Genomic DNA, 25,038 nt, shown 5'->3' on the forward strand with positions numbered 1-25,038 from the left:
AAAAAGAATGTGGTAGGTTATTTTAATGCTTTATCAATCAACGCGTGGCGCCATCCGAGGCAAGGATTTTTACGATGTTCTCCTTGGCGGGCTGGCAGAGGATGGCGGGCTCTTCGTGCCCGAAATCTGGCCGCAATTGACACGGGATGACTGGCGCAGTCTGCGGGGCCTCTCTTATGCGGCGCTCGCCGCGCGTGTCATTGCCCCGTTCACGCAGAATGTTCTGGCCCTCCCCGAATTGGAAGGCTTCTGCAGAAAAGCCTATGCGCGTTTCGATCACCCTTCTGTCACGCCTCTCATAGAAATCGCGCCTGAGCAATATGCCATGGAGTTATTCCACGGTCCGACCTACGCGTTTAAAGATGTCGCCATGCAATTATTGGGGCATCTCTTCGAGGACGCCCTGCAAAAGCGCGATCAGCACGTCACCATTATAGGTGCGACATCCGGCGATACAGGGTCCGCCGCCATTGAAGCTTTCAAAGGGCGGGATCGCGTTTTCATTGTTATCCTGCACCCTTATGGCCGGACATCCGATGTTCAGCGCCGTCAGATGACGAGCGTCACTGAAGTCAATGTGCTTAATATCGCGATTGACGGCACGTTTGATGATTGCCAGGATCTCGTCAAAGCAATGTTTGCGGACGCCCCCTTCAAGGATGAGGTCGCGCTCTCTGCCGTTAATTCCATCAATTGGGCGCGGATCGCGGCGCAGATCCCTTATTACGTGCGGGCCGCCCTCGCTGTCGGAGCGCCGGATCGGGACGTCTCCTTCGCGGTGCCGACCGGTAATTTCGGCAATGTCCTTGCCGCATGGGTCACGCATCGCATGGGCCTGCCCATCCGTCACTTCTGCATTGGCTCCAACAAAAATGACATTCTGACCCGATTCATCCTCGATAATGATATGTCGGTGCAACCCGTTGCGCCCAGCCTGTCCCCTTCTATGGATATTCAGGTTTCCAGTAATTTTGAGCGCCTTCTTTTTGAATTTCTGGGCCGAGACAGTGACCTTTGCCGCACCACCATGCAGGGCTTCCGCCAGACTGGCCGGATGGCAGTACCGACGGAAGCATGGCACGCGATCGGAACGCTCTTCAAAGCGCGTCGTCTGGATGATGCGCAGACACGTGCGGAAATCAAACGCATTTTCGATAACAGCCATTATATGGCGGACCCGCATTCCGCCATCGGCATCGCCGCTGGTGCCGGGAATCAGAAGCTCGGCATCCCGATGATCGCCGCTGCCACGGCACATCCCGCAAAATTCCCAGATGCGATTGAAGCAGCGCTCGGGTTCCGCCCGGACATGCCGCCTCCCTTGCAGGACATTATGCAGAAGCCTGAACGATATGACAGACTGGCCTGTGACCTCGGGCTTGTCCAGGACGCCATCCGCGCCCACATCGCGGCTGACGCAAATTGACTCAGATGATTTCAGGAGATCCTCAGACCTTATGACGGAACATTGCCAAATCACCCGGTTGGATAACGGCCTGACCATTATCACAGAGAAATTGGACCGGGTCGAAACGGTATCGTTCGGCGCTTATGTCGCGTCCGGCACCCGCCATGAGAAAGCCGAGGAAAATGGCGTTGCGCATTTTCTTGAACATATGGCTTTCAAGGGCACAAAACGTCGTAGCGCCGCTGAGATTGCTGAGCAGATTGAAGATGTGGGCGGCCATATCAATGCCTACACAGCGCGGGAGCAAACCGCGTATTACGTCAAATTATTAAAGGATGATCTCGCCCTCGGCATCGATATGATCGGCGATATCCTGACGCACAGCACGTTTCTTGACCATGAATTTGAGCGTGAGCGCGGTGTGATTTTGCAGGAGATCGGCCAGGCGAATGATATGCCGGACGACATTATCTTTGATCAGTTTCAGGAGACGGCATTTACGGACCAGCCCATGGGCCGCCCGACCCTTGGGACGGAAAAACTGATACGCAACATGCGGCGTGAGACGCTTCTTGCCTTCATGCAGCGAAATTACACGACGCATAATACGGTCATTGCCGCAGCAGGTGCCGTTTCACATCACAATGTCGTCGCGATGGTCGAGACATCTTTCGCAGACCTGTCGACCCACAACGCCCCTTTGTGGATGCCGGCCACTTATGCGGGTGGGGAAATCGTGACGCATCGGGAGCTGGACCAGACACATATCATCCTGGGTTATAAGGCGATTTCCTATCTTGATGATGATTATCACGCGGTCATGCTGCTTTCGACCCTTCTCGGAGGCGGTATATCATCGCGCCTCTTTCAGGAAATCCGTGAAAAACGCGGCCTCGTTTATTCAGTCTATTCTTTTGTCCAGCCTTTTATGGATACGGGTCTTTTCGGCATTTATGCCGGCACGGCGGCGGAGGATGTGGCGACATTGCTTCCGGTTATTGAAGAGGAACTGCAGAAGCTCGAAAACGGGTTCTCCGCCGCGGAACTTCGGCGCGGCAAGGCTCAGCTTAAATCCTCTCTTCTGATGTCGCTCGAAAATACCGGAAGTCGCTGTGAGCAGATCGCCCGCCAAATGCAGATTTTCGGCCATACCATCCCGACCTCGGAGACAATTGCCAAAATTGACCGCGTTTCGGGAGACGACATTCTGCACGCAGTCCGCAAGATCTTCGCAACGCCGCCCACCCGTGCCTCTGTCGGGCCGATCAAGGAGCTGCCCCCGCTTCGCCACGCCGCCATCTGTCCCGTCGCATGAAAACGCAGGAAGATCTCCTCAGCGCACTTCTGGATGCGGCCAAAAAAGCAGGCGCCGACCAGGCTGATGCGATGCTGGTTGAGACCACGTCGCTTTCGACAACAATCAGGCAGGGACGGTTGGAGGATACGGAACATGCGCAGACTGTTAAACTCGGCCTGCGTGTGTTTTCAGGGCGGCGCGTGGCGAATGTCTTCAGCACCGTCATAAAAAAGGAGAGCTTCGCGCGGTTGGCGTCTCAGGCTGTCACCATGGCGCGCGCCCTGCCCAAAAACCCCCATGCGGGCCTAGCCTCCAGCGCCATCAAAGGACAGCTTTCCGCGAGGGAAATGCGCCTGACGGGCCCTACCTCCAATGTCACTATCGCGCAGCTGCAGGAGGCCTCCCGCATTGCGGAGGAAAGCGCCCTGGCGGGTGACGGTATCACAAAAAGCAACGGGGCGTCGGCCTCATCCTGGCGCGCACACGTCTTTAGCGGATAGTGACGGGTTTATGACGCAGAGTGAGGAGACAATTTTCGGCGCGAGTGTCAGCGTAATTGCGGGTCAGGGCGATCTCATGCAACGAGATTACGCCTCTCACGTCACGCGTCATTGGGGTGACCTCACCCACCCGCAACGCTCGGGCACGTCGCAGCCCTTCGGGCAAAAAAACCGTCTCAACCTGCGCAAGCCCCGCACCGGGCGGATGGCGGCCGTGTTTGACCCGCGTGTCTCCGGCAGTTTGCTGGGTCATCTGGCTGCCGCCCTGAATGGCATGGCGGTTGCGCGCGGCACCTCATTTCTTGCAGCATCGAAGGGCCGGCAGGTGCTTCCCGCCGGGTTGCATGTCATTGATGACCCGACACGCCCGGCAGGGCTGGCCTCACGGTTATTTGACAGTGAAGGCGTGCAGCCGCAAATCCTAACATTGGTTGAGGATGGGTGCCTTCAAAACTGGCTCCTGGACCAGACGAGCGCCTCTCACCTCAACCTCCCCAATAATGGTTCGCGCCCCGGACGGAGTCCCCGCCCCGACAAGCAGCAATCTCTACCTTTCCGGTGGGCAGGGAAGCTCGAAAGACCTCATCGCGGATATCGCCGAAGGTGTCTATATTACCGAAATGATCGGATCGACCATCAACATGCTGACCGGGGACTATAGTCGCGGGGCGTCAGGTTTTATGATAAGAAATGGTAAAATTGCCGAACCTGTTGCGGGGATGACCGTTGCATGGCAGTTAAGCAATATGTTTCTCAAGATATATGCAGCAGACGACCTCACCTTCCAACGCAGTATCAATGCGCCAACATTGCGCATCAATGATATGACGATCGCGGGAGAGTAGTTGGAATACGGATCATGAAGAAACTCAGTATTTATGCGCTCCTTGCAGCGCTCATCATCAGCACCTCCGGGATGGACGCCATGGCGCGCGCGGGAGGCGGCGGGTCCTTTGGCAGTCGGGGTGGTCGCACATGGTCGGCCCCACCCATGACACGGACGGCCCCTTTTGTCGCGCGTCCTTTTGATCGCAGTTATACGCCGCGCACGCCGCCCAGCATGGCGCGGCCCTGGGGCGCACAACGGCCGATGGGAGCACCGGGTATGGGGTTCGCACGCCGCAACCCGCTCATGACCGGTTTCCTCGGGGGGATGCTGGGGGCTGGTCTATTCGGGATGTTGTCGGGTCACGGCTTCTTCGGCGGCGTAGGCGGGCTTGGCAGCCTCCTCGGTGTCATCATCCAGCTTTTTCTGCTCTTCATCGTGGTCAGATGGGCCGTGCGGCTTTTCACACGGAATGGCGCGTCGGTGCAAGGTCAATATAATGGCGTCACGCCCCCACGAAATGAGGCAGCGCCCGGCCCTTACGGTTTCTCATCCAATGCGACACCGGGTTTCGGCAGTCAGAACGTCACCATCAGCGCCGAGGATTATCAGACATTCCAGCGCCTTCTCGTTGATGTGCAAGCAGCCTGGAGTGCGCAGAATGTGCAGGCTCTCTCGACGATGGCCACGCCGGAAATGACCTCATATTTCAATCAGCAATTGACGGATTATGCCAGCCGCGGCGCGCGAAATGTTACCTCCAATGTCACTTTCATAAATGCTGACCTTGCCGAAGCATGGCGAGAGGGACGGCTTGTCTATGCGACGGTTGCGATGCGCTACAGTCTGATCGACATCACGACGGATCAGATGGGCTATGTAATTGATGGAAGCCAGACGGAGCCTCAGATCGTAACGGAGCTTTGGAGTTTCGTCCGGGCCGATGGTCGCCGCAATTGGGTGCTTTCCGCGATACAGCAGGCAGGCAGCTGACCTACCCGCCACCCAGGTAGCACGTATAAAGCTGATGACGAATCACCAGCTTTATACGTGCTGTTTGTGGGTAGGTGATAGGGACGTATTTACTGAACTGGATGCGCAGAAAACAACTGCCCTGGTTCAGAAAAACACCGCGTCATCCCCACGCATGTCGGCATGATTGATTATAAAGAAATCCACGCAATGGCGAAAAGGCACAGCCACAAAAAGGCCATGCCGGCCATCATCGCCCAGAAACGCTGCTGCTGCGGTGACCGCTTCTTTGGAGACTGACGTCGAGACTTATCTTCCGTCATGACAGGAAAACCCGATCGAAAAGAAGCGCGAGGAAGAGGAGAAAAAGATAAAGAAGGGAATATCGGAATGCCCGCCGCGCTGGCTTATCTGCCGTGAGACTTTGCCCATCACGATCCTGAGGATCGCGCAATACGCCCAGCGCCATGATCAAAAAGCCCAAGCCCAGAAGCGCAGCAGCCGCGTTATAAAGCGGGCCTGCGAGATGATAGAACCCCGGCACGAGAGAGGCCGCCACCAGAATGATCGTGTAAATCAGGATCTGCCACCTTGTATGGCGCGGACCTTTGACCACGGGCAACATCGGTATGCCAGCGCGAGTGTAGTCCTTACATGCGTAAAGGGAGAGCGACCAGAAATGCGGCGGCGTCCATAAAAATACGATTGCAAACAGGATGATGGGCAGAAGATGCAGCGTGCCCGTGGCGGCGGCGTAACCAATCATGGGCGGAAAAGCCCCGGCCGCCCCGCCAATGACGATATTTTGTGGCGTGCGCCGTTTGAGCCAGATCGTATAAATGACGGCGTAAAAAAAGATTGAAAAAGCGAGGATGGCCGCAGCAAGTGCGTTACTCGCCAGCCAGAGCAATATGACGGACAGGACGGAAAGCACGATCCCGTAAGTCAGGGCCCGGTCAGGGTCCATGCGGTGGTCCGGTATTGGCCTGACGGACGTCCGCCGCATGATCGCGTCAATATCCCGATCATACCACATATTGATGGCGCCAGCCGCCCCAGCCCCGATGCAGATGCAGAAAATATCAATAAAAGCCAGGATGACAGGCGGCCATTGCGGCGCCACAGCCATACCGGCAGCCCCTGTGAAAACAACGAGTGAGATGACACGCGGCTTGAGGAGCGCCAGCCAATCGGCCATTGTCGCACCCTCTTCCGGCATTGACGGCGTTAATTGATTGATTGAGGTCACCGGCTCGGCGCACATAACGGCCCCCTCTTCAAACCCTGTGAGACATTTCAATGTGCGGCGATGTCGCCCGCCCATCGCGCGCGCAGAGGACAAGGCGCAGAAGCAGCACCCCAACGAAAGTGAGACAGAGGGACATCATCAAATGCCCGATGGACTGCGCCGCAGGCCAGGGTGCCATTGACAGAAACACGCCGGAGAAGAACGTCGAAAAATGGGGGATGCCGAATAATGGCGAGACTACAATAATCGACTGGGGACGCTGCCACGCATAGAAACTGCCGAAAAGCGCGCAGATCGCGGCGTAGAGGGTCATGGCATGTTCCGCCATGCCGGTAGGGCGTCCCCATTGCAGCACACCATCCGCAACCAATAAAAGCATCGCCCCGATGGACCAGATGATGGCGGCGATGTCATGTCGCGCCGGTCGCCAAAGCTGGCGGATGAAAATCGCAATAATGGCGATACTCGGCACACTCAGCCAAGCTAACGCGACGTTACCCGCCTGGAGCACACCAATCGTGAAGAATTTCAGCCAGATCACAGGAACAGCCAGACCAATGAAACTGATCAGCCCAATCAATGGGACGGAAGGTGCATGATCATCTAAAAAAAATGCAGATGACATCATCCCGATTGTCGCCGACATGGCGATGGCCTGAAGGGGCAAGGCAAAAACCCCGACAAAGAGGGACAGGCTAGCATTTGAAGCGGAAAGGATTTTGAGTGCCATCATCGCGATGACGGGGGTGATGGCGATCATCCCGGCCGACGTGGCCAGCTCCGTCCATGCCAAACACGACATGTTGGCAAAACCTGTCCGACGATTTTCAAGAATGAAAACAACCGTATTGGCACTGAGAAGCGCCATACTGAGAGACCAGGCGATCAGGCTGTAAGCCATACCGGGCGCGAAACCGCAGAGTGACGCCAGCGCACATCCGATCCCGAGCGTTAAGAGGGTCACGGCGACCCAGTCAATCGGGTGAAAACGCGCTTCCGCCCGGCCCAAAGCGGAAGGCAGAAGGAGTCGCCCCAGCCCACCAAGAAATGCGGGGGTGATCACGTAAAATTCAAGCAGCACGCCATGGACAGCGCGCATCGCGGCCCCGGAAACACCGGTTTCTAGCAGGCCAAGCAAACCGCCAAGCGTGCCTGCAATCAGGGAAATCACAAGCAGAAGGGCGCCTTGACGATTTTGAGAGATCATCATGCCCCGATAGATCGGCTTGCCCTGCGCCATCGTCAAGACCCTCCAAGCGCGAACGGACGATTACGTGCCGTCGCGCTGCAAATATGCACCAAATTGCGGCGCAATTTGGTTGATGGTCAGGGGTTTAACATAAAATAGGCACCGGCCGCACCTGTTAAGACAATGTCAGGACTCGTCGTCGCATTGCAGCGTCACAAGTGTAAAGAGGCCGAAAGGTGGCACGGGGGTGATCTTCGCTTTGCGAATATCGGACTCCGTCAGCAAAGCTTCAAGCGCGAAATCCGGATGCCAGCCAAGGGAGTGAGAAGCGCGCGCCATCGCACGCTCGCAAAGCAGGCGCACACCACCCGTCGCGAGGAAGTGATTGACAAAAAGCACATGGCCGCCCGGACGCACCACGCGCTTGAGTTCTGCAAGAAGGCGTCGCGGATGCGGCACGACGGATGCGACAAACATCGCCACAGTAATATCAAAGCTGTCATCCGCAAAACCTGTGGCTTCAGCATCCATTTCATGCAAAGCCGCGACATTGCTGAGGGCCTCTCGCGCAACGCGTTCCCGCGCTTTCGCGAGCATCGCCTCGGAGAGGTCAATCCCGGTGATGATTTTATCAGCGCGGTAATGCGGCAGGGCCAGCCCCGTGCCCACTCCTACCTCGAGAACTCGGTTCCCGCTTAGGCCATTTACGACATCAACAGCACGGCGCCGACCGAAAGCTGAAATTCCGCCAAAAACCGTGTCGTAAATATTGGCCCAGCGCCGGTAGGCCGCCCGTACGGCCTCCGCATCCAAAGCGGATTTCGGCTGATGGGACTCGATCGGCAGACCCGACATGTCAACGGGCTGATGGGCGGCGTCTGGCATTTTGGTCCGTGTCATCGCGCTGATCTTGCTCTCTCCCGCAACTTCTACCAGGTATTAAGGCCGTATTGCACTTTTGGACTCCTGAAGACATTATTGTCGTTATGCCCGAGAGGGCGTGATGCAAACAGATGCGCCAATCTTATGATCATCGCAACGCTGCGCCGTCATTCCCTTGCTTACACCGTCGTACCCCGTTATGTCGAGAATCCTCAGCAGGATATCAGAGCGTAACAAGATGCTCCTCGAAATTCTCATCGCCACCGTGGCCATTTTCTCCTGGCCGTTGATTTTCGCCTTTCACTATCGTCATGAGATCAGGAGATTCCTGAGTCAGCGTTTCAGTTGGCGCCATGAAACACCAACTGAGTCCGACCTCCCTCCCCCTCAGCCTGCCCATGCGTTATGATCACGGCATGAAAAAGAGCGCTGAGGCGGATGATGAAGCCCCGCCCATCCGAGTGATGCGGGAAGGGTAGGAAGACACGACACCCGAGAAAGCGGAGTGACCGTGATTCAGAGACGCGTCTCAACCGCGTCCCAAATCAGTCCCGCACTATTGATGCCGTTAAAATGGTCAAGCTCCTGAAGGCCGGTTGGGGATGTCACGTTGATTTCAGTCAGGTAATGGCCGATCACGTCGATCCCGACGAAAATCAAATTATTCTCACGCAGATAAGGGCCGATCCGCGCGCAGATTTCCTGATCCCGTGCCGAGAGCGGAATGGCCGTGGCCTTCCCGCCCACATGCATATTTGAGCGCGCCTCCCCTAATTGCGGCACTCTGTTGATGGCGCCGATCGGCACGCCATCAACCAGGATAATGCGTTTATCGCCGTCCCTTACTTTGGCCTCATAACGCTGGATCATTAAAGGCTCCCGCCCGCGTGAAAAATGCACCTCAAGCAGGGAAGCAAAATTTTCATCATCCTCCCGCACCCGGAAAATTCCTACTCCGCCATTGCCGTAAAGGGGCTTGAGAATGACATCTCCGTATTTCTTCCGGAGTTGCGTCAGCGCCGCGATGTCCCAACTCACAAGTGTCGGGGGCATCAACTCCGGAAATTGCATGGGCAGTAATTTTTCCGGCGCGTCGCGCACGGCGCGCGGATGGTTGAAAATGCGCACTCTATCCGGACCCGCCCCCTCAATCTGCTCAAGCATGTAGGTGGCGCTGATGTAACCCATATCGAATGGCGGGTCCTGACGCATCCAGACAACGTCAAATGATGTCAGTCGACACCGTTGGGGCGGACCGAAAAAAGCATGGCGGCCTTTCCGCCGCTTGACCTGCACGGCACGGGTTACCGCCGAGAGCGCGCCATGGCCGGTGTCAGGGCCCGGCATCGCGACATCTTCACCATAGGCAAGTGACCGAAAGTCATAAACATGCAGATTATACCCTCTCGATTGTGCCTCCAACATCAGCGCGAAGGTCGAATCGCCATCAATATTCACGTCTTCAAGCGGGTCCATCTGAAAGGCGATGTCAAGAATCATGATTTGTCCTTCAATTTCGGATATCGCCTTTTCACCCGTCGCAGGGGACTGGCAGCGCAACCGAATATCATCTTTTAATGATCATCACGCGATACGTCATCGTCATAGGAAATGGACGTGATTTCAAGCGTGGTTTCACCTTTAGCGGATTTTAACACGACTTCATCACCCGCGCGGCGGCGCAACAAGGTCTGTGCAAGGGGCGAGATCAGTCTGATCTCGCCCTGATCAATCCGCGCCTCATCACTGCCGACGATCCGCACGCGATGGGTGCGGTCTTCCTCATCAATATAATCGACAACAGCCCCGAAATAGACGATGTTCCGCTTTTCCTGTCGCGACGGATCCACAATAACGGCGTTTTCGAGACGCTTGCGCAGAAAGCGGATGCGTCGGTCGATTTCATGAAGGCGACGCTTGCCGTAAATATAATCGCCATTTTCGGAGCGGTCTCCATTCCCGGCGGCCCAGGAGACAATTTCAACAATTTTCGGCCGTTCTTCCAGCAGGAGGGCATTGAGCCCCCGCCTCATACGGTCAGCGCCCCCGGGCGTGAGGTAGGTGCCCAAATGACTGGACGTCGTTTCGGCCATGTCAATGCACTCGGTAAATATATCCGTGGGAAACCGCTTATGACGCGCGCGCCGTGTTGCGGTCAATATGGTAGGTGATGGTGCCGGAAAGCGCGTCACCACAGGTTTCAGAATGGTAAGGCCCGCATCCAGCACCTCCGGGTGATGGATCGCATCATTCATATTCGTCACGGCTTCAAGCGCAAGAAAAGGCTTTTCCGGCGATGTAAACATCACGATGTGGTGGAATAAAGATGTCGCACTGATGACGACGTCATATCCGGCATCCAGGTAACTCAGACGCGCCTCATGCGCCCAACCGGCGAAACAATGATCGACATTCAGCGTGTCGACGCTCTTCGCCTTTGAGAAATCCCACTTACCGGTCGATGGCAGGAGCACCGCCGGCAGATGCGCCGCATCATTTTCCCACACGCCCCGCGCGCTGAAAGCAACGCGCATGTCCGGTGTCCGACGGAAGAAAGGGTGATAGCCGAAACCCACCGGTTGCGGCACATCGCCGCGATTCGCCAGTAAGATCTCAATCTGCAGCGCGTCACCAGTCAGAATGAAGGAGAGGACCGCCCGGTAGGGGAAGGACCACTCCGCGAAATCGCGCTCAGTTTGGGGTTTATGGTCAAAATAAAGGATGGCGCGGTCAACATCATGCTGCGCGACCTTCCATTCATGTTCCCACGCATTGCCATGGATACTATGCGTCTCGCCGCGCATATTCGGCGTGAGACGGTAATTTTCGCCATTCAAGGAAAATCGACCCTGCGCGATACGGTTTGAGTAGGGGATGAGGGGATATCCCGCAACCGCGACATCATGTTGCGCCTCAAGGTTCGGGTCCGGGACGGGGACAAGGATATCCGTCGCACCATCACGCCAGAAGGCGATGGCGGCACCTGTTTCCGGCAAGATGCCGATGGTATTTTGCCCAGATTGCAGCTCGATCATTATTTTTTCCCACGTCGCGATCGTTGTTTATGCGGGTCATAACCACCCCCGCCAGGTCCAAAAGGCTTCGGCGTGCGGACTTTATCCCCGGTTTTGCGCTCCCTGCCCGCTGTCGAACGGGCGATGGGGGGGTGGCTCCATGCCCAATTCGATGGCTTCAAGGCGTTTAACTTCATCTCGCAAGCGCGCGGCTTCTTCAAAATTAAGGTCGGCGGCCGCTTCGTGCATGCGCTTTTCAAGCTCGGCAATGGAAGTCGCGAGGGATTTACCGACAAATTCCGCATGACTCTGCGTTTCATCCGCCGCCACAGTGACGTAATCCTGCTCAAAGACGGAAGACATGGCCTCCCCAATCCGTGAGCGCACTGTCTTCGGGGTGATGTTATGCGCTTCATTCCAAGCTGCCTGGCGTGCGCGGCGGCGCGCTGTTTCATCAATGGCGTATTGCAGGGAGCCGGTCATATTGTCAGCATAAAGAATGACCCGCCCATCAACATTGCGGGCGGCCCGCCCGATTGTCTGCACCAGCGAGGTGCGGCTGCGCAGGAAACCTTCCTTATCCGCATCGAGGATCGCGACGAGCGAGCATTCCGGTATATCCAGCCCTTCCCGCAAAAGATTGATCCCGACTAAAATGTCAAAAGCGCCAAGGCGCAGGTCACGGATGATCTCGATGCGCTCAAGCGTATCGACCTCGGAGTGCAAGTAACGCACCCGCATGTTATTTTCAGTGAGATACTCCGTCAGGTCCTCCGCCATGCGTTTTGTCAGGGTGGTGACAAGCACGCGCCCCCCCTCTCTGATCGTCGCTTTCGCCTCACCGAGGAGGTCATCCACCTGGCCTTCAACCGGGCGGATGATTGTAATCGGGTCAGTTAGACCTGTGGGCCGGATGACCTGTTCCGCAAAAATCCCCTGAGTTTGATCCAGCTCCCAAGGGCCGGGCGTCGCAGAAACAAAAATCGATTGCGGGCGCAGACTGTCCCATTCATGAAAATGCAGAGGGCGATTATCAAGACAGGATGGCAGACGGAAACCATATTCCGACAGAACCGACTTCCGCGCATGGTCACCGCGCGACATGCCCCCAATCTGCGGCACGGTCACGTGGCTTTCATCGACGATCAGAAGGGCATCCTCCGGCAGATATTCAAACAGCGTCGGCGGTGGGTCGCCCGGGCCGCGCCCGGACAGGTAACGTGAGTAATTCTCGATCCCCTTACACACGCCGGTTGTCTCGATCATCTCAAGGTCAAATTGTGCGCGCTGGGCAAGCCGTTCTGCTTCCAGAAGCTTGCCCTCGGCCGTCAATTGTCCCAGGCGCGCGCGCAGCTCATCCTTGATGCCGATAATGGCCTGGTTGAGGGTGGGGCGCGGCGTGACATAGTGAGAATTCGCATAAATGCTGATTTCCGACAGATCCGCCGTTTTAGCACCCGTTAAAGGGTCAAACTCGATGATCTCGTCAATCTCATCACCGAAAAGCGTAACCCGCCAGGCGCGATCCTCATTCTGCACGGGGAAGATATCCACCTGCTCTCCCCGCACGCGGAAAGTGCCACGCTCAAAGGCCGCATCATTCCGCCGATATTGAAGTTCAACAAGTGCTTTGATCAGGCGATCACGATCAATCGAGCCACCTGTCTCAAGCCACACAACCATGCGGGAATAGGTTTCGACCGAGCCGATACCGTAAATGCACGAGACGGAAGCGACAATGATGACATCATTGCGCTCCAGCAGCGCTTGGGTGGCCGCATGGCGCATCCGGTCGATCTGCTCGTTGATCTGGCTGTCTTTCTCGATATAGGTGTCTGAGCGCGGGACATAAGCCTCGGGCTGATAATAATCATAGTAGGACACAAAATACTCGACCGCATTTTCCGGGAAAAATTGCTTCATCTCCCCGTAAAGCTGGGCTGCAAGAGTCTTATTGGGCGCGAGGATGAGAGTTGGCTTCTGGGTTGCCTCAATCACCTTCGCCATCGTGAAGGTCTTGCCGGACCCGGTGACGCCCAGCAGCACCTGATCCCGCGCATTTTCCGCCACCCCGGCAACGAGGGTCTCAATGGCGGTCGGCTGGTCACCTGAGGGTGAAAAATCGGACTGCACCACCATATGGCGCAGTTTTTCTTTTGCCGGCTGGCGCTCGGGCTTGAAACCGGTCAGTCGAATATCGGGGATATTCTGAAGTGTCGATCGCGTTCGCATGGACATTCACCAGAGATAAGGAACCCTCTGCTTAAGCACAAGAATGGCGGCAAAGTCACAAACCATGTGCGAACTTACTCGGTTTCCCAGATCCGGCCGCATCATGGTAGAGATGCGTTGCCCAAATTAAGAGCTTTTGCGATGATTTTCACGACAACAAGCTGGCAAAGGCGCATCCATGACCGAAACGATCATCACGATACCGCGCCACCGCAAAATTCTCGATATGGTCCGCGCGGAAAATTATATTTCGAATGAACAGCTTGCCCGCGCACTCGATGTGACCGTGCAGACCATCCGCCGCGACCTCAACTTCCTTTCCGCCCACGGATTTCTCGCGCGGCATCATGGTGGCGCCAGCAGCGTCATCGCTTTTGAAAACAGCGCATACCGCCAGCGACAGGTCTTGAATGCCCGCGCCAAACAGGGAATCGCCGCCTACGCGGCCGCCATGATACCGGACAACACGTCACTTTTTATCAATATCGGCACCACGACGGAGGCTTTCGCCCGCGCCTTGATGCAGCATCATGATTTGCGCGTGATCACTAATAACCTGCATGTCGCCTCGGCGCTTTCCTGGCATGAAAGCTTCGAGGTTTTTATCGCAGGCGGGCGAATCCGTCGGCAGGATGGCGGTATCGTCGGGGCGGAAGCGACCCAGTCCCTCACCCATTTCCGGACGGAAATCGGGGTGATCGGCATTAGCGGCATTGATGAGGATGGGGCGCTTCTGGATTATGATCTGGAAGAGGTGCAGTGCGCCCGTGCCATCATCCGCAATGCGCGGCGCGTCATGTTACTGACGGATCACACAAAATTTTCCCGCACGCCAATGGGGTGTGTCGGCCAGTTACGCGATATTGATGACCTCGTGACGGACACCCCACCCCCTGAAAACATCCGAAAACTGCTTGAGGCTTCCGGCGTCACGCTGCACGTCGTCAAAAGCTGACCATGCGATTTTCCCGCGCGGGCGGTCGCGTGCAGGGCTGGAGGACGCGCGGCCCTGACATCACGCAGAGTTTAATAAAATATCATAAAAATATTTTTCAAAATACACGCGTTTGTTATTTCCATTTTAAGAATGTTCAGTTCGCTTTAACGGAAGTTACGCGTTCGATATTCGATTTCGACGGCAATCCGACGGTGTCATAGGATAAAAGCGCGTATGAAAGAACCGAGCAACAGGCCCCTCGATTATGATCTTCTCATTATTGGCGGGGGTATCAACGGCACCGGCATCGCCCGGGATGCGTGACGCGCGTGCTTCTCGTTGAGAAGGACGATCTGGCCGGCCACACATCATCGGCAAGCACGAAATTGATTTATGGCGGGCTGCGCTATCTTGAATATTACGAGTTTCGCCTCGTTCGTGAGGCGCTGATGGAGCGGGAAAATCTGCTCAGGATCGCGCCCCATATCATCTGGCCCATGCGTTTCGTCCTCCCCCATTCCGCCATGCTGCGCCCGGCCTGGCTGCTGCGGGCGGGGCTGTTTATCTATGACCATCTCTGCATGGGGATGACCCTTCCCAAAACGCGACGCATTCGTTTCAGGAAGGACCCCACAGGAAGGATTCTTCAGCGTCAATATGTCAAAGGCTTCGAATATTCTGACGGGTGGGTGCAGGACAGCCGGCTTGTCGTGCTGAATGCGATCAGCGCACGTGAGCATGGCGCCACGATCCGCACACGCACGCGCCTCTTGGCTGCAAAAAGGTTTGACGATTACTGGGAAGCCCGGATTGAAAACAGTGTCACAGGCGCGGTAACAAAAGTCACAACACGCGCCATCGTCAATGCTGCCGGGCCTTGGGTGACAGATCTCCTGCATGGGGAGTTATCCGTCACAAGCCGCAATTCAACGCGGCTTGTGAAGGGAAGCCACATTGTGGTCTCCAAGCTTTTCGACACACCTCAGGCCTACATCCTGCAAAACCCCGATAAACGCATCATCTTTGCTGTGCCTTATGAGAGAGACTTTACGCTGATTGGCACAACGGATGTCAATTGGGACAAGTCTGCCAATCACGTTGCGATTGATGATTCTGAGGTCACGTATCTTTGTGAGAGCGTCAACCGCTACTTCAACAAAACCGTCTCTCCGAAAGATGTCGTCTGGTAATATGCCGGGGTGCGCGCCTTTTTCGATGATCATGCCGAGAACGCTTCCGCCGTCACTCGGGATTACAAGCTGGATCTCGACGTGGAAAAGCCCCCGTCATCTCCATTTTCGGCGGCAAGATCACGACCTACCGCAAACTGGCGGAGCATGTAATTGAAAAGCTCACCCCCCCCCACATGCCGGTTCTGGGCGCTGAACCCTGGACATCTCACGCCGTCCTGCCCGGAGGTGAATTTGCGCGTGCGGAATTTGACAAGCAAGTCGCCGCACTCGTGGAAAAAGCGCCCTACCTGCCCCCTGAGACGGCCTGGCGGCTTATGCGCAATTATGGGACGCGCGCCTGGAATTTTGTGACGTCGCGCCAAGAAGCTCTCGGACAGCATTTCGGTGCGGACCTTTATCAGGCGGAAGTTGATTACCTCATCTCGGAAGAATGGGCGCGATCGGTGGATGACATCATCTGGCGACGCGGTAAATTCGGACTGCGCCTGTCGCCGGACGAGGTGACGCAGCTCGCCGCTTATATTCACGGGAAATTGGCCGCCAATGCTTGAAATCTCGTTAAGGGCGTCATCACCGCGGCGCAATCCCGTGCAATTTCTCACGTGCAGAAGAGCGCGCTTTTACCGTCGTTAAAGCTTAAAACGGCAGGGAGCAGATGTGAAAAAGACCATGTTTGAACTGCCGACAGAAATCATTTCCCCGCATCGCACAGCGTCACCTGTCCGCTGGCGTCGATCCTTCAAAGCGCGGGATAAGCCCGGCTGACGGATCCTCCTCTGCTTTTCAGCGGCCGATCGAGGTGCGTCCACCTTCTTCGGCATTATCGCCACACGATCTGTCTGGACGTCTGACATGTCTCCCTCGAAAAGATTTTTTGGTGAGTTGATCTCGGAATTCATTGCTGTCGTGATCATCATAGCGTTTGGTGACAGTGTCGCCGCCACGTATGTGCTTTATGACCTCAGCCCCTACGCCAATGCCTATTGGGGTGTCGCCATCGTCTGGGGGCTCGGCGTGACCATCGCCATCTATGTAACCGGCGCCGTCAGTGGCACACATGCCAACCCGGCCGTCACAATCTCCCTCGCGCTGTTTCGTGATTTCAGCTGGCGAAAGGTCCCCCTTTACTGCCTGGCACAGATTGCTGGCGGCTTTGCCGGGGCAGCCCTTGTCTATCTCAATTTTGCGCCGGTCATTGATCATTATAACGCCGTGCACCATTTCAGCCGCTATCTCGATGGCGGGGCGTCAGGCGTGTTTTTCACCCATCCGAGGCTCGCCGTCACGCCCCTGTACTCGCTCATCGTTCAGATTGTCCTGACCGCGCTTCTTCTCCTCGGGATTTTCGCGGTGACCCGCCATTACAACACCATGGCCCCGCAGGCGAATTCCGGCGCGCTTATCATTGGTCTTATCGTGGCGGCCATCGGGGCCTCTTCCGGCTATCTGGATGCGTGAGCCATTAATCCGGCGCGTGACTTCGGGTCGCGCCTCTTTGCCTGGTGCGCCGGTTGGGGCCCTCCGCCATCCCGGTACCCGGAAATTATTGGCGAGTGCCGATTATCGGCCCGATCACGGGCGGCATTATCGGGGCGGGGATTTACCAATATCTCGTGCGCCCCTTCATGCCGCGCTTCTACCCGGAGGAAGCACACGCCCTCTCCGGCCCGAACAACCCCGACATTCCCCGTCTGTTGAAGCCTGACCGGGTCTCAAAGGCCGCTTTGCGCTCTCAAGTCGCATTACAGGAAAATAACCATGTCCAAAAAAAACGCATATTCTCGCGATTGATCAGGGAACAACATCGACACGCAGCATTGTCTCTGATCGTGACGCTCATGCGGTTGCGCTGGCACGACGCGAGTTCCAGCAATATTATCCGGAGCCGGGCTGGGTGGAACATGACCCGGAGGAGATCTGGAAAGATATCCTCGCCACAGCGCGGGAGGTGATCGGCAAAGCGGGCGGGACGGATAAAATCGCCGGGCTAGGCATCACAACGCAGCGTGAGACGATTGTGATCTGGGAGCGTTCATCAGGTCGCCCCATCCATCGCGCCATTGTCTGGCAGGACCGCCGCACCGCACAGACCTGCGCACAACTCAAACATGAAGGGCATGAAAAAATCGTGCGGGAGAAGACAGGTCTGATTCTAGACCCCTATTTCTCCGCCAGTAAGGTCGCGTGGATATTGGATAACGTGCCCGACGCGCGTCGGAAAGCGGAGAAAGGCGAACTGGCTTTCGGCACAATTGACTGCTTTTTATTATGGCGTCTCACAGGCGGCACGGTCCATGCCACCGATATCACAAATGCGTCGCGCACGGCTTTATTCAATATCGATACGCAGGAATGGGATGACGCACTGCTGAAGCTCTTCAATGTGCCGAAAGCCATCCTGCCACGTATCGTCGAGAATGGCGGCCATCTGGGTGACACGGATCCCTCACTTTTCGGAGAGAAAATCGTGATTGGCGGCATGGCGGGTGACCAGCATGCGGCTTTGGTGGGGCAGGCCTGTTTCAAACCCGGCATGGCCAAATCCACTTATGGCACAGGGTGTTTTCTGCTGATGAATACCGGGTCCAAACCCGTCACATCGCGCAACCGCCTTCTCACCACGATTGGTTACCGGATTGACAATGAAACGACTTACGCGCTTGAGGGGTCCATCTTCGTCGCGGGTGCCGCGATCAAATGGCTGCGGGACGGGCTTCATCTGATCACCCATGCATCCCAGACAGATGATATGGCGACACGTGTCCCTAACAGTCACGGTGTTTATATGGTCCCCGCTTTCGTCGGGCTTGGCGCACCGCATTGGGACCCGGATGTACGCAGGCTGATTTGCGGGCTGACCCTGGGTTCAACCCAGGCCCATATTGCGCGCGCCGCTCTGGAAGTCAGTCGCCTATCAGACGTACGATCTGGTGCACGCCATGCGGGATGATGGCACGGCAGAAACGCGAGCCCTCCGGATTGATGGCAGCATGGCGGCAAATGACTGGTTCGCGCAGTTTCTGGCCAATATCCTGGACACACCGGCTGAGCGCCCGACAGATCTCGAAACAACGGCGCTCGGGGCCGCCTTTTTGGCGGGGTTGGCGACCGGCGTTTGGCAGTCCACCGACGACCTTGCCAAAAGCTGGAAGCAAGATGCGGTTTTTAAACCACGTATTGATCAGGATTTGAGGAGAAATCTCTTATCCGGCTGGCAGGATGCCATTCGCCGCACCCTGACCCCGGCCGCGAGATAAGCGAAGGGCGGCGCTGCGGAATAAAGGCAGCGTCGCACCTTTATGCAGCGCAACTGCGCCCGTTAAAGATCGCTCAGAGGTGGGGGCACTTCCGCCCGGTCGAGGGCTTCCTTCTGGCGGGATGCGAGGGCATCGACGTCAAAATGGGCGATGAGTTCCTGAAACAGGCGGTGCCAGTTGAGTTTTGCTTTCAACCTTACAAAAACGCTTCCGAGCCCGATCGCTGAACGATCAACCAGCACAAACTCCCGCGACGGCCGGACGCCACCGGTGCGCTTGAGCCCTTCATAGACCCGTTCCGCAATATCCCGCCCGAAATTCGGGTCGTCATCCTCCTGAATCAGCCGCTCACGATCATCCATCAGGGGACCATAGACAAAACGCGCCCATTCATTCAGGACGCGGGCCGTATCCCGTGAGAGGCCGGTGAATCCCCAATTCTCATAGGCAGCGAGGGCCATATCCTCATCATCCGCCTGTAAAGCTGAAAAAAGGTCGATGATGGCTTTGACAAAATGCGGCGGGAAAATCCGGATCGCGCCAAAATCAAGCAGGTTCAGCCCACGATCCTGCCGGACGGTGAAATTACCCATATGCGGGTCACCATGGATAATGCCGTAGCGATAAACGGGCGTATACCATGCGTAAAACAAGGCGCGGGCGACGTCATTCCGCGTCGCCTGCGACGGATTTCCTTCAAGAAACGCCTTGATACCCTCGCCGGAAACCCACTCCATCGTCAAAAGCCGCCCGGTTGAAAGCGTTTCTACAACTTTTGGAACCGTGACACGCTTCTGATCCGACAACATGTCGCCATAAAGCCGCATATGGGACGCTTCACGCTGGTAATCAAGCTCTTCCCGCAGCCGCGCTTCCAACTCCTTGACGACCTGATCCTGCTTGATGGCGGGCAGGACGCGCTGCAGCACCCCGACCGCCAGTTTAAATTGCCGCAAATCCGACTCAACCGTGGCGCGCATATTGGGATATTGCAATTTGCAGGCGACATCCTGCCCGTCCATCGTCGTCGCGCGATGCACCTGGCCCAAACTGGCCGCCGCAGACGCTTCGTGACTGAAATGGCGGAATTGCCGCTCCCACTCCGGTCCGAGCTCCGACATCATGCGGCGGCGCACGAAACTCCATCCCATCGGGGGGGCATTGGCCTGGAGTTCGGCCAGTTGCTCCGCATAAGCGTCGGGCAGCGCCCCGGGAATGGTTGAGAGGATCTGCGCGCCCTTCATCAAAGGGCCTTTAAGCCCCCCCAATGCCAGGCGCAGCTCATTCGCATGTGCGGATGTGTCTGGCGAGAAGCCGAGTTTACTGCCGATCAGCCTTGTCGCGATCCCCCCTACCGTGCCTGACGTGCGGGCGAGGCGCTTGAACTCACCGAATAACCCGGTCTCATCGAGAGGATCTTTCTTCGTCATGCTGCAGGTTGTCTTTCCTCAAGTGCCTCATCCTCCAACGCATCAATCGAGCCGGAGATGACATCGAGACCTTTTTGCCAGAATGTCGGATCCGTCAGGTCAATTCCGAAAGGTGCCAGCAGTTCCTTATGGAACTGTGTGCCGCCCGCCTCAAGTAGGGCGCAATATTTGCGGGTAAAATCCGGGTGTCCCTGCTGGTAAAGCTGATAGAGCGCGTTAACGAGGCAATCCCCGAAAGCATAGGCGTAAACATAAAAAGGCGCATGGATAAAATGCGACACGTAACTCCAGTAGATGCTATAACTTTCATCCAGCATGATGGCCGGGCCGAGACTGTCGCGCTGGGTTTTCAGCCAGATTTCACCGAGTTGCGCCGCGGAAAGCTCACCATCCTGACGCGCCGCGTGCACCTCCCTTTCAAACTTATAAAAGGCGACCTGGCGCACGATGGTATTGAGCATATCCTCAATTTTTGCCGCGATCATATGGCAACGCCTGACTTTGTCTTTTTCATTGGCGACGAGACGGTGGAAGACCAGCATCTCACCAAACACAGACGCGGTTTCAGCGAGCGTAAGCAGCGTGGCTGATTGCAGATAACCCTGCCGCCCTGCGAGGATCTGGTGCAGACCGTGGCCCAGTTCATGCGCAAGCGTCATCACATCACGGACTTTACCGTGATAATTCAGTAGAAAATAGGGATGTACGGCAGGAGTGACGGGATGGGCAAAGGCGCCGGCGCTTTTGCCGGGATAAGACGCGGCATCAATCCAGTCCCTGTCGAGAAAATCGCGGGCCATTTCGCCCAATACCGGGTCAAAATCCTGATAGGCATCCGTGACGATCTGACGGGCTTCCACCCAGGAAATCTGGGCTGTTTCATCCTGCGTTAAAGGTGCATTCCGGTCCCAATGGGACAGGCTGTCCAAGCCCAGCCATCCCGCCTTCAGACGATAATAACGGTGTGAGAAATTTTCGTAATTGCACGTGACCGTCTCAACGAGCGTATCAACAATCCCCGGGGCGATAAAATTCGCGAGATGACGACTGCTATCAGGTCTCTCATAACCGCGAAGATGATCCTCAATCGCTTTGTCCTTGCTGAGGACATTGGTCACCATTGTCAGCACATGTTGATGACGGGTTAATGTGGTGTGCATCGCATCCGCAGCGTCCTTACGACGGGCACGGTCAGGGTCGCTCAGGCGATTCAGTGCTTCGCCGAGAGGCTTCACGGCCCCATCGAGTGAGACGGTCATCGCGGCCTGCGTTTCATCAAAAAGCCGTACCCAGGCCGCGCGCCCTGTCACGTCTTTTTCAAGCAGGAGCTTCTCCACATCATCGGCGAGCTGGTAGGGCCGCGTCAGGCGCACGGCGCGGAGGAAAGGCGCCCAATCTTGGAGAGACGTGTCCGCAAGACAGGCTTCCAGCCTGTCATCCGCCATCCGGTTGATCTCCAGCGTGAAAAACATGATGTCAGAGGCGATCTTATTCAGCCGCTCCTGAATCATCTGGCTGAAGCGACCGACTTTATCCTGCGTCGCCTCCGTCGCGAAACGAAGCTGCGCATAAGCGTGGAGGCGACCCATACGCTCATCACATGTCTGATAAGTTTCGATTGCGACAGCCGACGCCTCCCCGTAAAGCTGCGCCACCTGCCCTTTATACCGCGTTGCGAAGGCACGCGCCTCCGCCGCGCAGGTTTCGATATCCCGGGCGATTACGGGGTCATCAAGACTCGCGTAAAGGTCAGAGAGATCCCAACGGGGAAGCGTCGGCTGTCTATCGGTGGGCGTCGTCGTGTCAGTCAAGTTATGATCCGTTCTCATATCATTCAGCGGAAAGGCGGCTCGTCAAAGCCTCTCAATTTGCGGGAGTGGAGGTGATCAACCCCATTGCGTCGCAAAGCGCGCATCGTTTCAATGCCAATCATCAAATGTTGGGAAATACGCGTCCGATAAAACGTATTGGCCATGCCGGGGAGTTTCAGCTCACCATGCAAAGGGCGGTCCGAGACGCAAAGCAGCGTCCCATAAGGGACGCGGAAGCGAAAACCATTCGCCGCGATTGTCGCTGATTCCATATCTATGGCAATGGCCCGACTCATATTGATCTGGGAAAAAAGAGCGCGCAAACGCAATTCCCAATTACGGTCATCCGTTGTCAGGACTGTGCCGGTGCGCATACGGGTTTTGATTTCCGACGGGCCAAGCTGCGTCACTTCCTGCGTGGCCTGTTGCAGCGCCACCTGCACTTCCGCAATGGGGGGCACCGGCACCCAGGCAGGCAGCATGTCGTTCAGGACATTATCATCGCGCACATAGCCATGAGCCAGCACATAATCTCCCAGCTTCTGGGAACGACGCAACCCCGCACAATGGCCCACCATCAGCCAGCAATGCGGACGCAGCACGGCGAGGTGATCCGTAATCGTCTTGGCGTTTGACGGCCCCACCCCGATATTGACGAGGGTGATGCCGTGACCATCCGGCCGACATAAATGATAGGCTGGCATTTGCGGCAGGCTTGAAGGCTCCTCACCGGAGATAAGCCCCTCCTTGCCATAGACCGTATCTCCGGGCGCGACGAAATGCGTATACTCCTCCCCCAATTGTGCCGCGGCAAAATCCCTGAAGCCATCGACGTAACGTTGATAATTGGTGAGGAGGATGAATTTCTGGAAATGCTCGGGCGATGTCCCCGTATAATGATGCAGCCTCCCGAGGGAATAATCCATCCGCTCTGCTGAGAATAATGAGAGGGGACGCGGGGCTTCGCTCTCCGGCTTATAGACGCAATTGGCGATGTCATCATCCGTCGCATGCAGATCCGGCAGGTCAAACCCCACGCCATGACGTTGCAGCATTTCAACCGACAGCCCCTCGCCCGATTTGACGACATAAGGCAGCGGAATGGGGCGTCGTGAGAGCCCGACATAAACGGGCGCCCGGTAAGTTGCCATCAAATCTGCAAGCTGATCCCGCAAATAAGCGTCGTAAAGTTTCGGGCGGGTGATGGTTGTGCCGTAGAATCCGGATTCAAGCAGAATATCATATCGGGCGCGCGCTGTGATATCCGCCGCATTATGGCGTTGAAAGAAAGCGAGATAGGGATAATAGCCCGACCCTTTCCCCTCTCCCTTGATGGACGCCGCAACGCGGGCGACCTCGCCCTTGTAAAGCGCGACAAGCCGTTCATACGCGCTTTCCGCAGTCGCGGCGCGTTTAAACGCCGAACCCACGCGCGATAATGCCTCCAGATCCTGCGTTTCGTCCATTGAAAGCCCCCCTGGCCTGCGCCTCACCCACGCCCACGAAGCCGCAGCGTCGCGCGGAAGCTATTATGGTAGCCCTTGTTAAGGCTTGAGGGAAGGCAGGAAGCGGAAGCCCTTTTAAAACGCGCGACGGATCCCGCCCGGGGACGTAAATCATACGCTCCACAACGTGATAATCAGTGATGGAATGCCCGTGTTACATCATTGATCAATGGGACAATATTTGGCATGACGAAGCATATCGGTGTCTTTAGGCGGTCTCTTCTTCAGTTCGGCAGCTACCCATCCAGCTCAATTGTCAAAATGGGCGGCGTTGCCTCTTAAAAGGGGGTTTTATGCGTTACCTGGTGACTGGCGGGGCTGGCTATATCGGTAGTCATATCGTCCTCGCCCTTCTGGATGCGGGGCACGAGGTCGAAATTATCGACAATCTGTCGACCGGTCATCGAGAGGTCGTGCCATCTGCCGCCCGCCTGCATGAGGTTGATCTGCGCTATGGCGCGGCGCTCGCACCGATTTTCGGGGCGCATCGATGGGATGGCGTGTTTCATCTTGCCGCGCTTTCCATCGTGGGGGAAAGTATGCGCGACCCCCTTCATTACCTTGAACATAATTTCACCTCATCGCTGAACCTGATCAGATCCTGCACGCAGCAAGGCGTCCGCAAGCTGGTATTTTCCTCGACCGCCGCGCTTTTCGGGGGGCCGGACCGGCACAGTGCCATCACGGAGGATGCCGCGATCATTCCGGGATCAGTCTATGGGGAAAGCAAGTTTTTCATTGAGCGCACTTTACATTGGGCGGATCGGGTGCACGGCCTTCGCAGCGCCTGCCTGCGTTATTTCAACGCGGCCGGGGCGGACCCAAATGGCCGCGCGGGGGAAGATCACAAGCCGGAAACGCATCTCATCCCGCTTGCCCTTGATGCAATGCTGCGCCGCCGTCGTGCCTTACAGATTTTCGGCACGGATTATGAGACACCTGACGGGACCTGCATCCGCGATTACACGCATGTATCCGATATTGCCGCGGCACATATTTGCGTCCTGGATGTGCTTGATCATCGCAGCGTCGCCTATAATCTCGGCACGGGCACCGGGCATTCCAATCTCGACGTTTTGAAGAGTATCGCACGCGTCAGCGGTCGCGACGTCCCATGGCATGAGGCGGAAAGACGGGCCGGAGACCCATCCGTCCTGGTCGCTGACGCGACCTCTTTGACGAGAGATACGGGTTGGACGCCCCGTTATGCCGCAATTGATCAGATCATTGAGACAGCGATCGCCTGGCGCACGCGCCATCCTGATGGTTACGGAAATGCAGCAAGCCAGGTCGATGTCGCCAGTGTGATGCGTCGGTAAGTCCTCACGCAACCACG

General features: G+C 56.5%; 16 protein-coding genes and 6 pseudogenes. 12 read left to right on the forward strand and 10 right to left on the reverse strand.

The window, feature by feature from the left end:
- Positions 1-25: 25 nt before the first annotated feature.
- From thrC to AAYR33_05340, 6 genes and pseudogenes are all read left to right on the forward strand, one after another.
- A complete protein-coding gene (gene thrC, locus AAYR33_05315) occupies positions 26-1,426 on the forward strand; it encodes a threonine synthase (GenBank protein ID XAO72295.1) in 1,401 nt (466 codons plus the stop codon).
- Between the two features lie 31 nt (positions 1,427-1,457).
- Complete coding sequence (locus AAYR33_05320; protein ID XAO72296.1) at positions 1,458-2,723, forward strand: pitrilysin family protein; 1,266 nt, start codon at positions 1,458-1,460, stop codon at positions 2,721-2,723.
- Positions 2,720-3,205, forward strand: coding sequence for a DNA gyrase modulator (locus AAYR33_05325; GenBank protein XAO72297.1), 486 nt, complete (start codon positions 2,720-2,722; stop codon positions 3,203-3,205). Before AAYR33_05320 ends, AAYR33_05325 begins: the two co-directional genes overlap by 4 nt.
- Positions 3,206-3,410: 205 nt before the next feature.
- Positions 3,411-3,650 (forward strand): annotated as a pseudogene (locus tag AAYR33_05330) (metallopeptidase TldD-related protein).
- 55 nt (positions 3,651-3,705) lie between these two features.
- Positions 3,706-4,050, forward strand: coding sequence for a metallopeptidase TldD-related protein (locus tag AAYR33_05335; protein ID XAO72298.1), 345 nt, complete (start codon positions 3,706-3,708; stop codon positions 4,048-4,050).
- A 14-nt stretch (positions 4,051-4,064) separates the two neighbouring features.
- The gene (locus AAYR33_05340) at positions 4,065-5,024 is read left to right on the forward strand and encodes a TIM44-like domain-containing protein (GenBank protein XAO72299.1); all 960 of its coding nucleotides are present in this window, start codon (positions 4,065-4,067) and stop codon (positions 5,022-5,024) included.
- A 298-nt stretch (positions 5,025-5,322) separates the two neighbouring features.
- Here AAYR33_05340 and AAYR33_05345 read toward each other — a convergent pair whose 3' ends face one another.
- The 3 genes from AAYR33_05345 to AAYR33_05355 all read right to left on the reverse strand — a co-directional run bounded on the left by AAYR33_05345 (position 5,323) and on the right by AAYR33_05355 (position 8,296).
- Positions 5,323-6,222: a heme o synthase gene (locus tag AAYR33_05345; protein ID XAO72398.1), complete on the reverse strand. Its 900-nt coding sequence runs from the start codon at positions 6,220-6,222 to the stop codon at positions 5,323-5,325.
- A gap of 58 nt (positions 6,223-6,280) precedes the next feature.
- Positions 6,281-7,492 (reverse strand): hypothetical protein, encoded by a 1,212-nt coding sequence (locus tag AAYR33_05350; protein XAO72300.1) that lies wholly within the window; start codon positions 7,490-7,492, stop codon positions 6,281-6,283.
- Positions 7,493-7,627: 135 nt separating this feature from the next.
- Positions 7,628-8,296, reverse strand: a complete 669-nt coding sequence (locus tag AAYR33_05355) for a class I SAM-dependent methyltransferase (GenBank protein ID XAO72399.1) — start codon at positions 8,294-8,296, stop codon at positions 7,628-7,630.
- Positions 8,297-8,676: 380 nt separating this feature from the next.
- Between AAYR33_05355 and AAYR33_05360 the strand changes: the two genes are divergently transcribed.
- The gene (locus AAYR33_05360) at positions 8,677-8,802 is read left to right on the forward strand and encodes a hypothetical protein (protein ID XAO72301.1); all 126 of its coding nucleotides are present in this window, start codon (positions 8,677-8,679) and stop codon (positions 8,800-8,802) included.
- A gap of 37 nt (positions 8,803-8,839) precedes the next feature.
- Here AAYR33_05360 and gshB read toward each other — a convergent pair whose 3' ends face one another.
- The 4 genes and pseudogenes from gshB to uvrB form a co-directional block, all read right to left on the reverse strand.
- Positions 8,840-9,823, reverse strand: a complete 984-nt coding sequence (gshB, locus tag AAYR33_05365; protein XAO72302.1) for a glutathione synthase — start codon at positions 9,821-9,823, stop codon at positions 8,840-8,842.
- 74 nt (positions 9,824-9,897) lie between these two features.
- On the reverse strand, positions 9,898-10,416 hold the full coding sequence (gene greB / locus AAYR33_05370) for a transcription elongation factor GreB (GenBank protein XAO72400.1): 519 nt from the start codon (positions 10,414-10,416) through the stop codon (positions 9,898-9,900).
- Between the two features lie 147 nt (positions 10,417-10,563).
- Positions 10,564-11,358 (reverse strand): annotated as a pseudogene (locus AAYR33_05375) (aldose 1-epimerase).
- Positions 11,358-13,575, reverse strand: a pseudogene (gene uvrB, locus AAYR33_05380) (excinuclease ABC subunit UvrB). Before uvrB ends, AAYR33_05375 begins: the two co-directional pseudogenes overlap by 1 nt.
- Positions 13,576-13,747: 172 nt before the next feature.
- On the opposite strand from uvrB, the gene AAYR33_05385 reads away from it, so the two are divergent.
- The 4 genes and pseudogenes from AAYR33_05385 (at position 13,748) to glpK (ending at position 18,956) form a co-directional block, all read left to right on the forward strand.
- Positions 13,748-14,524, forward strand: coding sequence for a DeoR/GlpR family DNA-binding transcription regulator (locus AAYR33_05385; protein ID XAO72303.1), 777 nt, complete (start codon positions 13,748-13,750; stop codon positions 14,522-14,524).
- 216 nt (positions 14,525-14,740) lie between these two features.
- A pseudogene (gene glpD, locus AAYR33_05390) lies at positions 14,741-16,250 on the forward strand (glycerol-3-phosphate dehydrogenase).
- Between the two features lie 301 nt (positions 16,251-16,551).
- A pseudogene (locus AAYR33_05395) lies at positions 16,552-17,333 on the forward strand (MIP/aquaporin family protein).
- A 143-nt stretch (positions 17,334-17,476) separates the two neighbouring features.
- Positions 17,477-18,956 (forward strand): annotated as a pseudogene (glpK, locus tag AAYR33_05400) (glycerol kinase GlpK).
- 62 nt (positions 18,957-19,018) lie between these two features.
- Here the strand turns inward: glpK and AAYR33_05405 are convergent.
- Genes AAYR33_05405 through AAYR33_05415 form a run of 3 tightly spaced genes read right to left on the reverse strand, consistent with a single transcriptional unit; the run spans position 19,019 to position 23,663 of the window.
- Positions 19,019-20,386, reverse strand: a complete 1,368-nt coding sequence (locus AAYR33_05405; GenBank protein ID XAO72304.1) for an AarF/ABC1/UbiB kinase family protein — start codon at positions 20,384-20,386, stop codon at positions 19,019-19,021.
- Complete coding sequence (locus AAYR33_05410; GenBank protein ID XAO72305.1) at positions 20,383-22,197, reverse strand: M3 family oligoendopeptidase; 1,815 nt, start codon at positions 22,195-22,197, stop codon at positions 20,383-20,385. Before AAYR33_05410 ends, AAYR33_05405 begins: the two co-directional genes overlap by 4 nt.
- A 23-nt stretch (positions 22,198-22,220) precedes the next feature.
- Positions 22,221-23,663 (reverse strand): AMP nucleosidase, encoded by a 1,443-nt coding sequence (locus AAYR33_05415; protein ID XAO72306.1) that lies wholly within the window; start codon positions 23,661-23,663, stop codon positions 22,221-22,223.
- Between the two features lie 332 nt (positions 23,664-23,995).
- On the opposite strand from AAYR33_05415, the gene galE reads away from it, so the two are divergent.
- Positions 23,996-25,021, forward strand: coding sequence for a UDP-glucose 4-epimerase GalE (galE, locus tag AAYR33_05420; protein XAO72307.1), 1,026 nt, complete (start codon positions 23,996-23,998; stop codon positions 25,019-25,021).
- Positions 25,022-25,038 lie beyond the last annotated feature (17 nt).

This window comes from Acetobacteraceae bacterium, from assembly GCA_039613835.1.
Classification (GTDB): Bacteria; Pseudomonadota; Alphaproteobacteria; order Acetobacterales; family Acetobacteraceae; genus Sorlinia.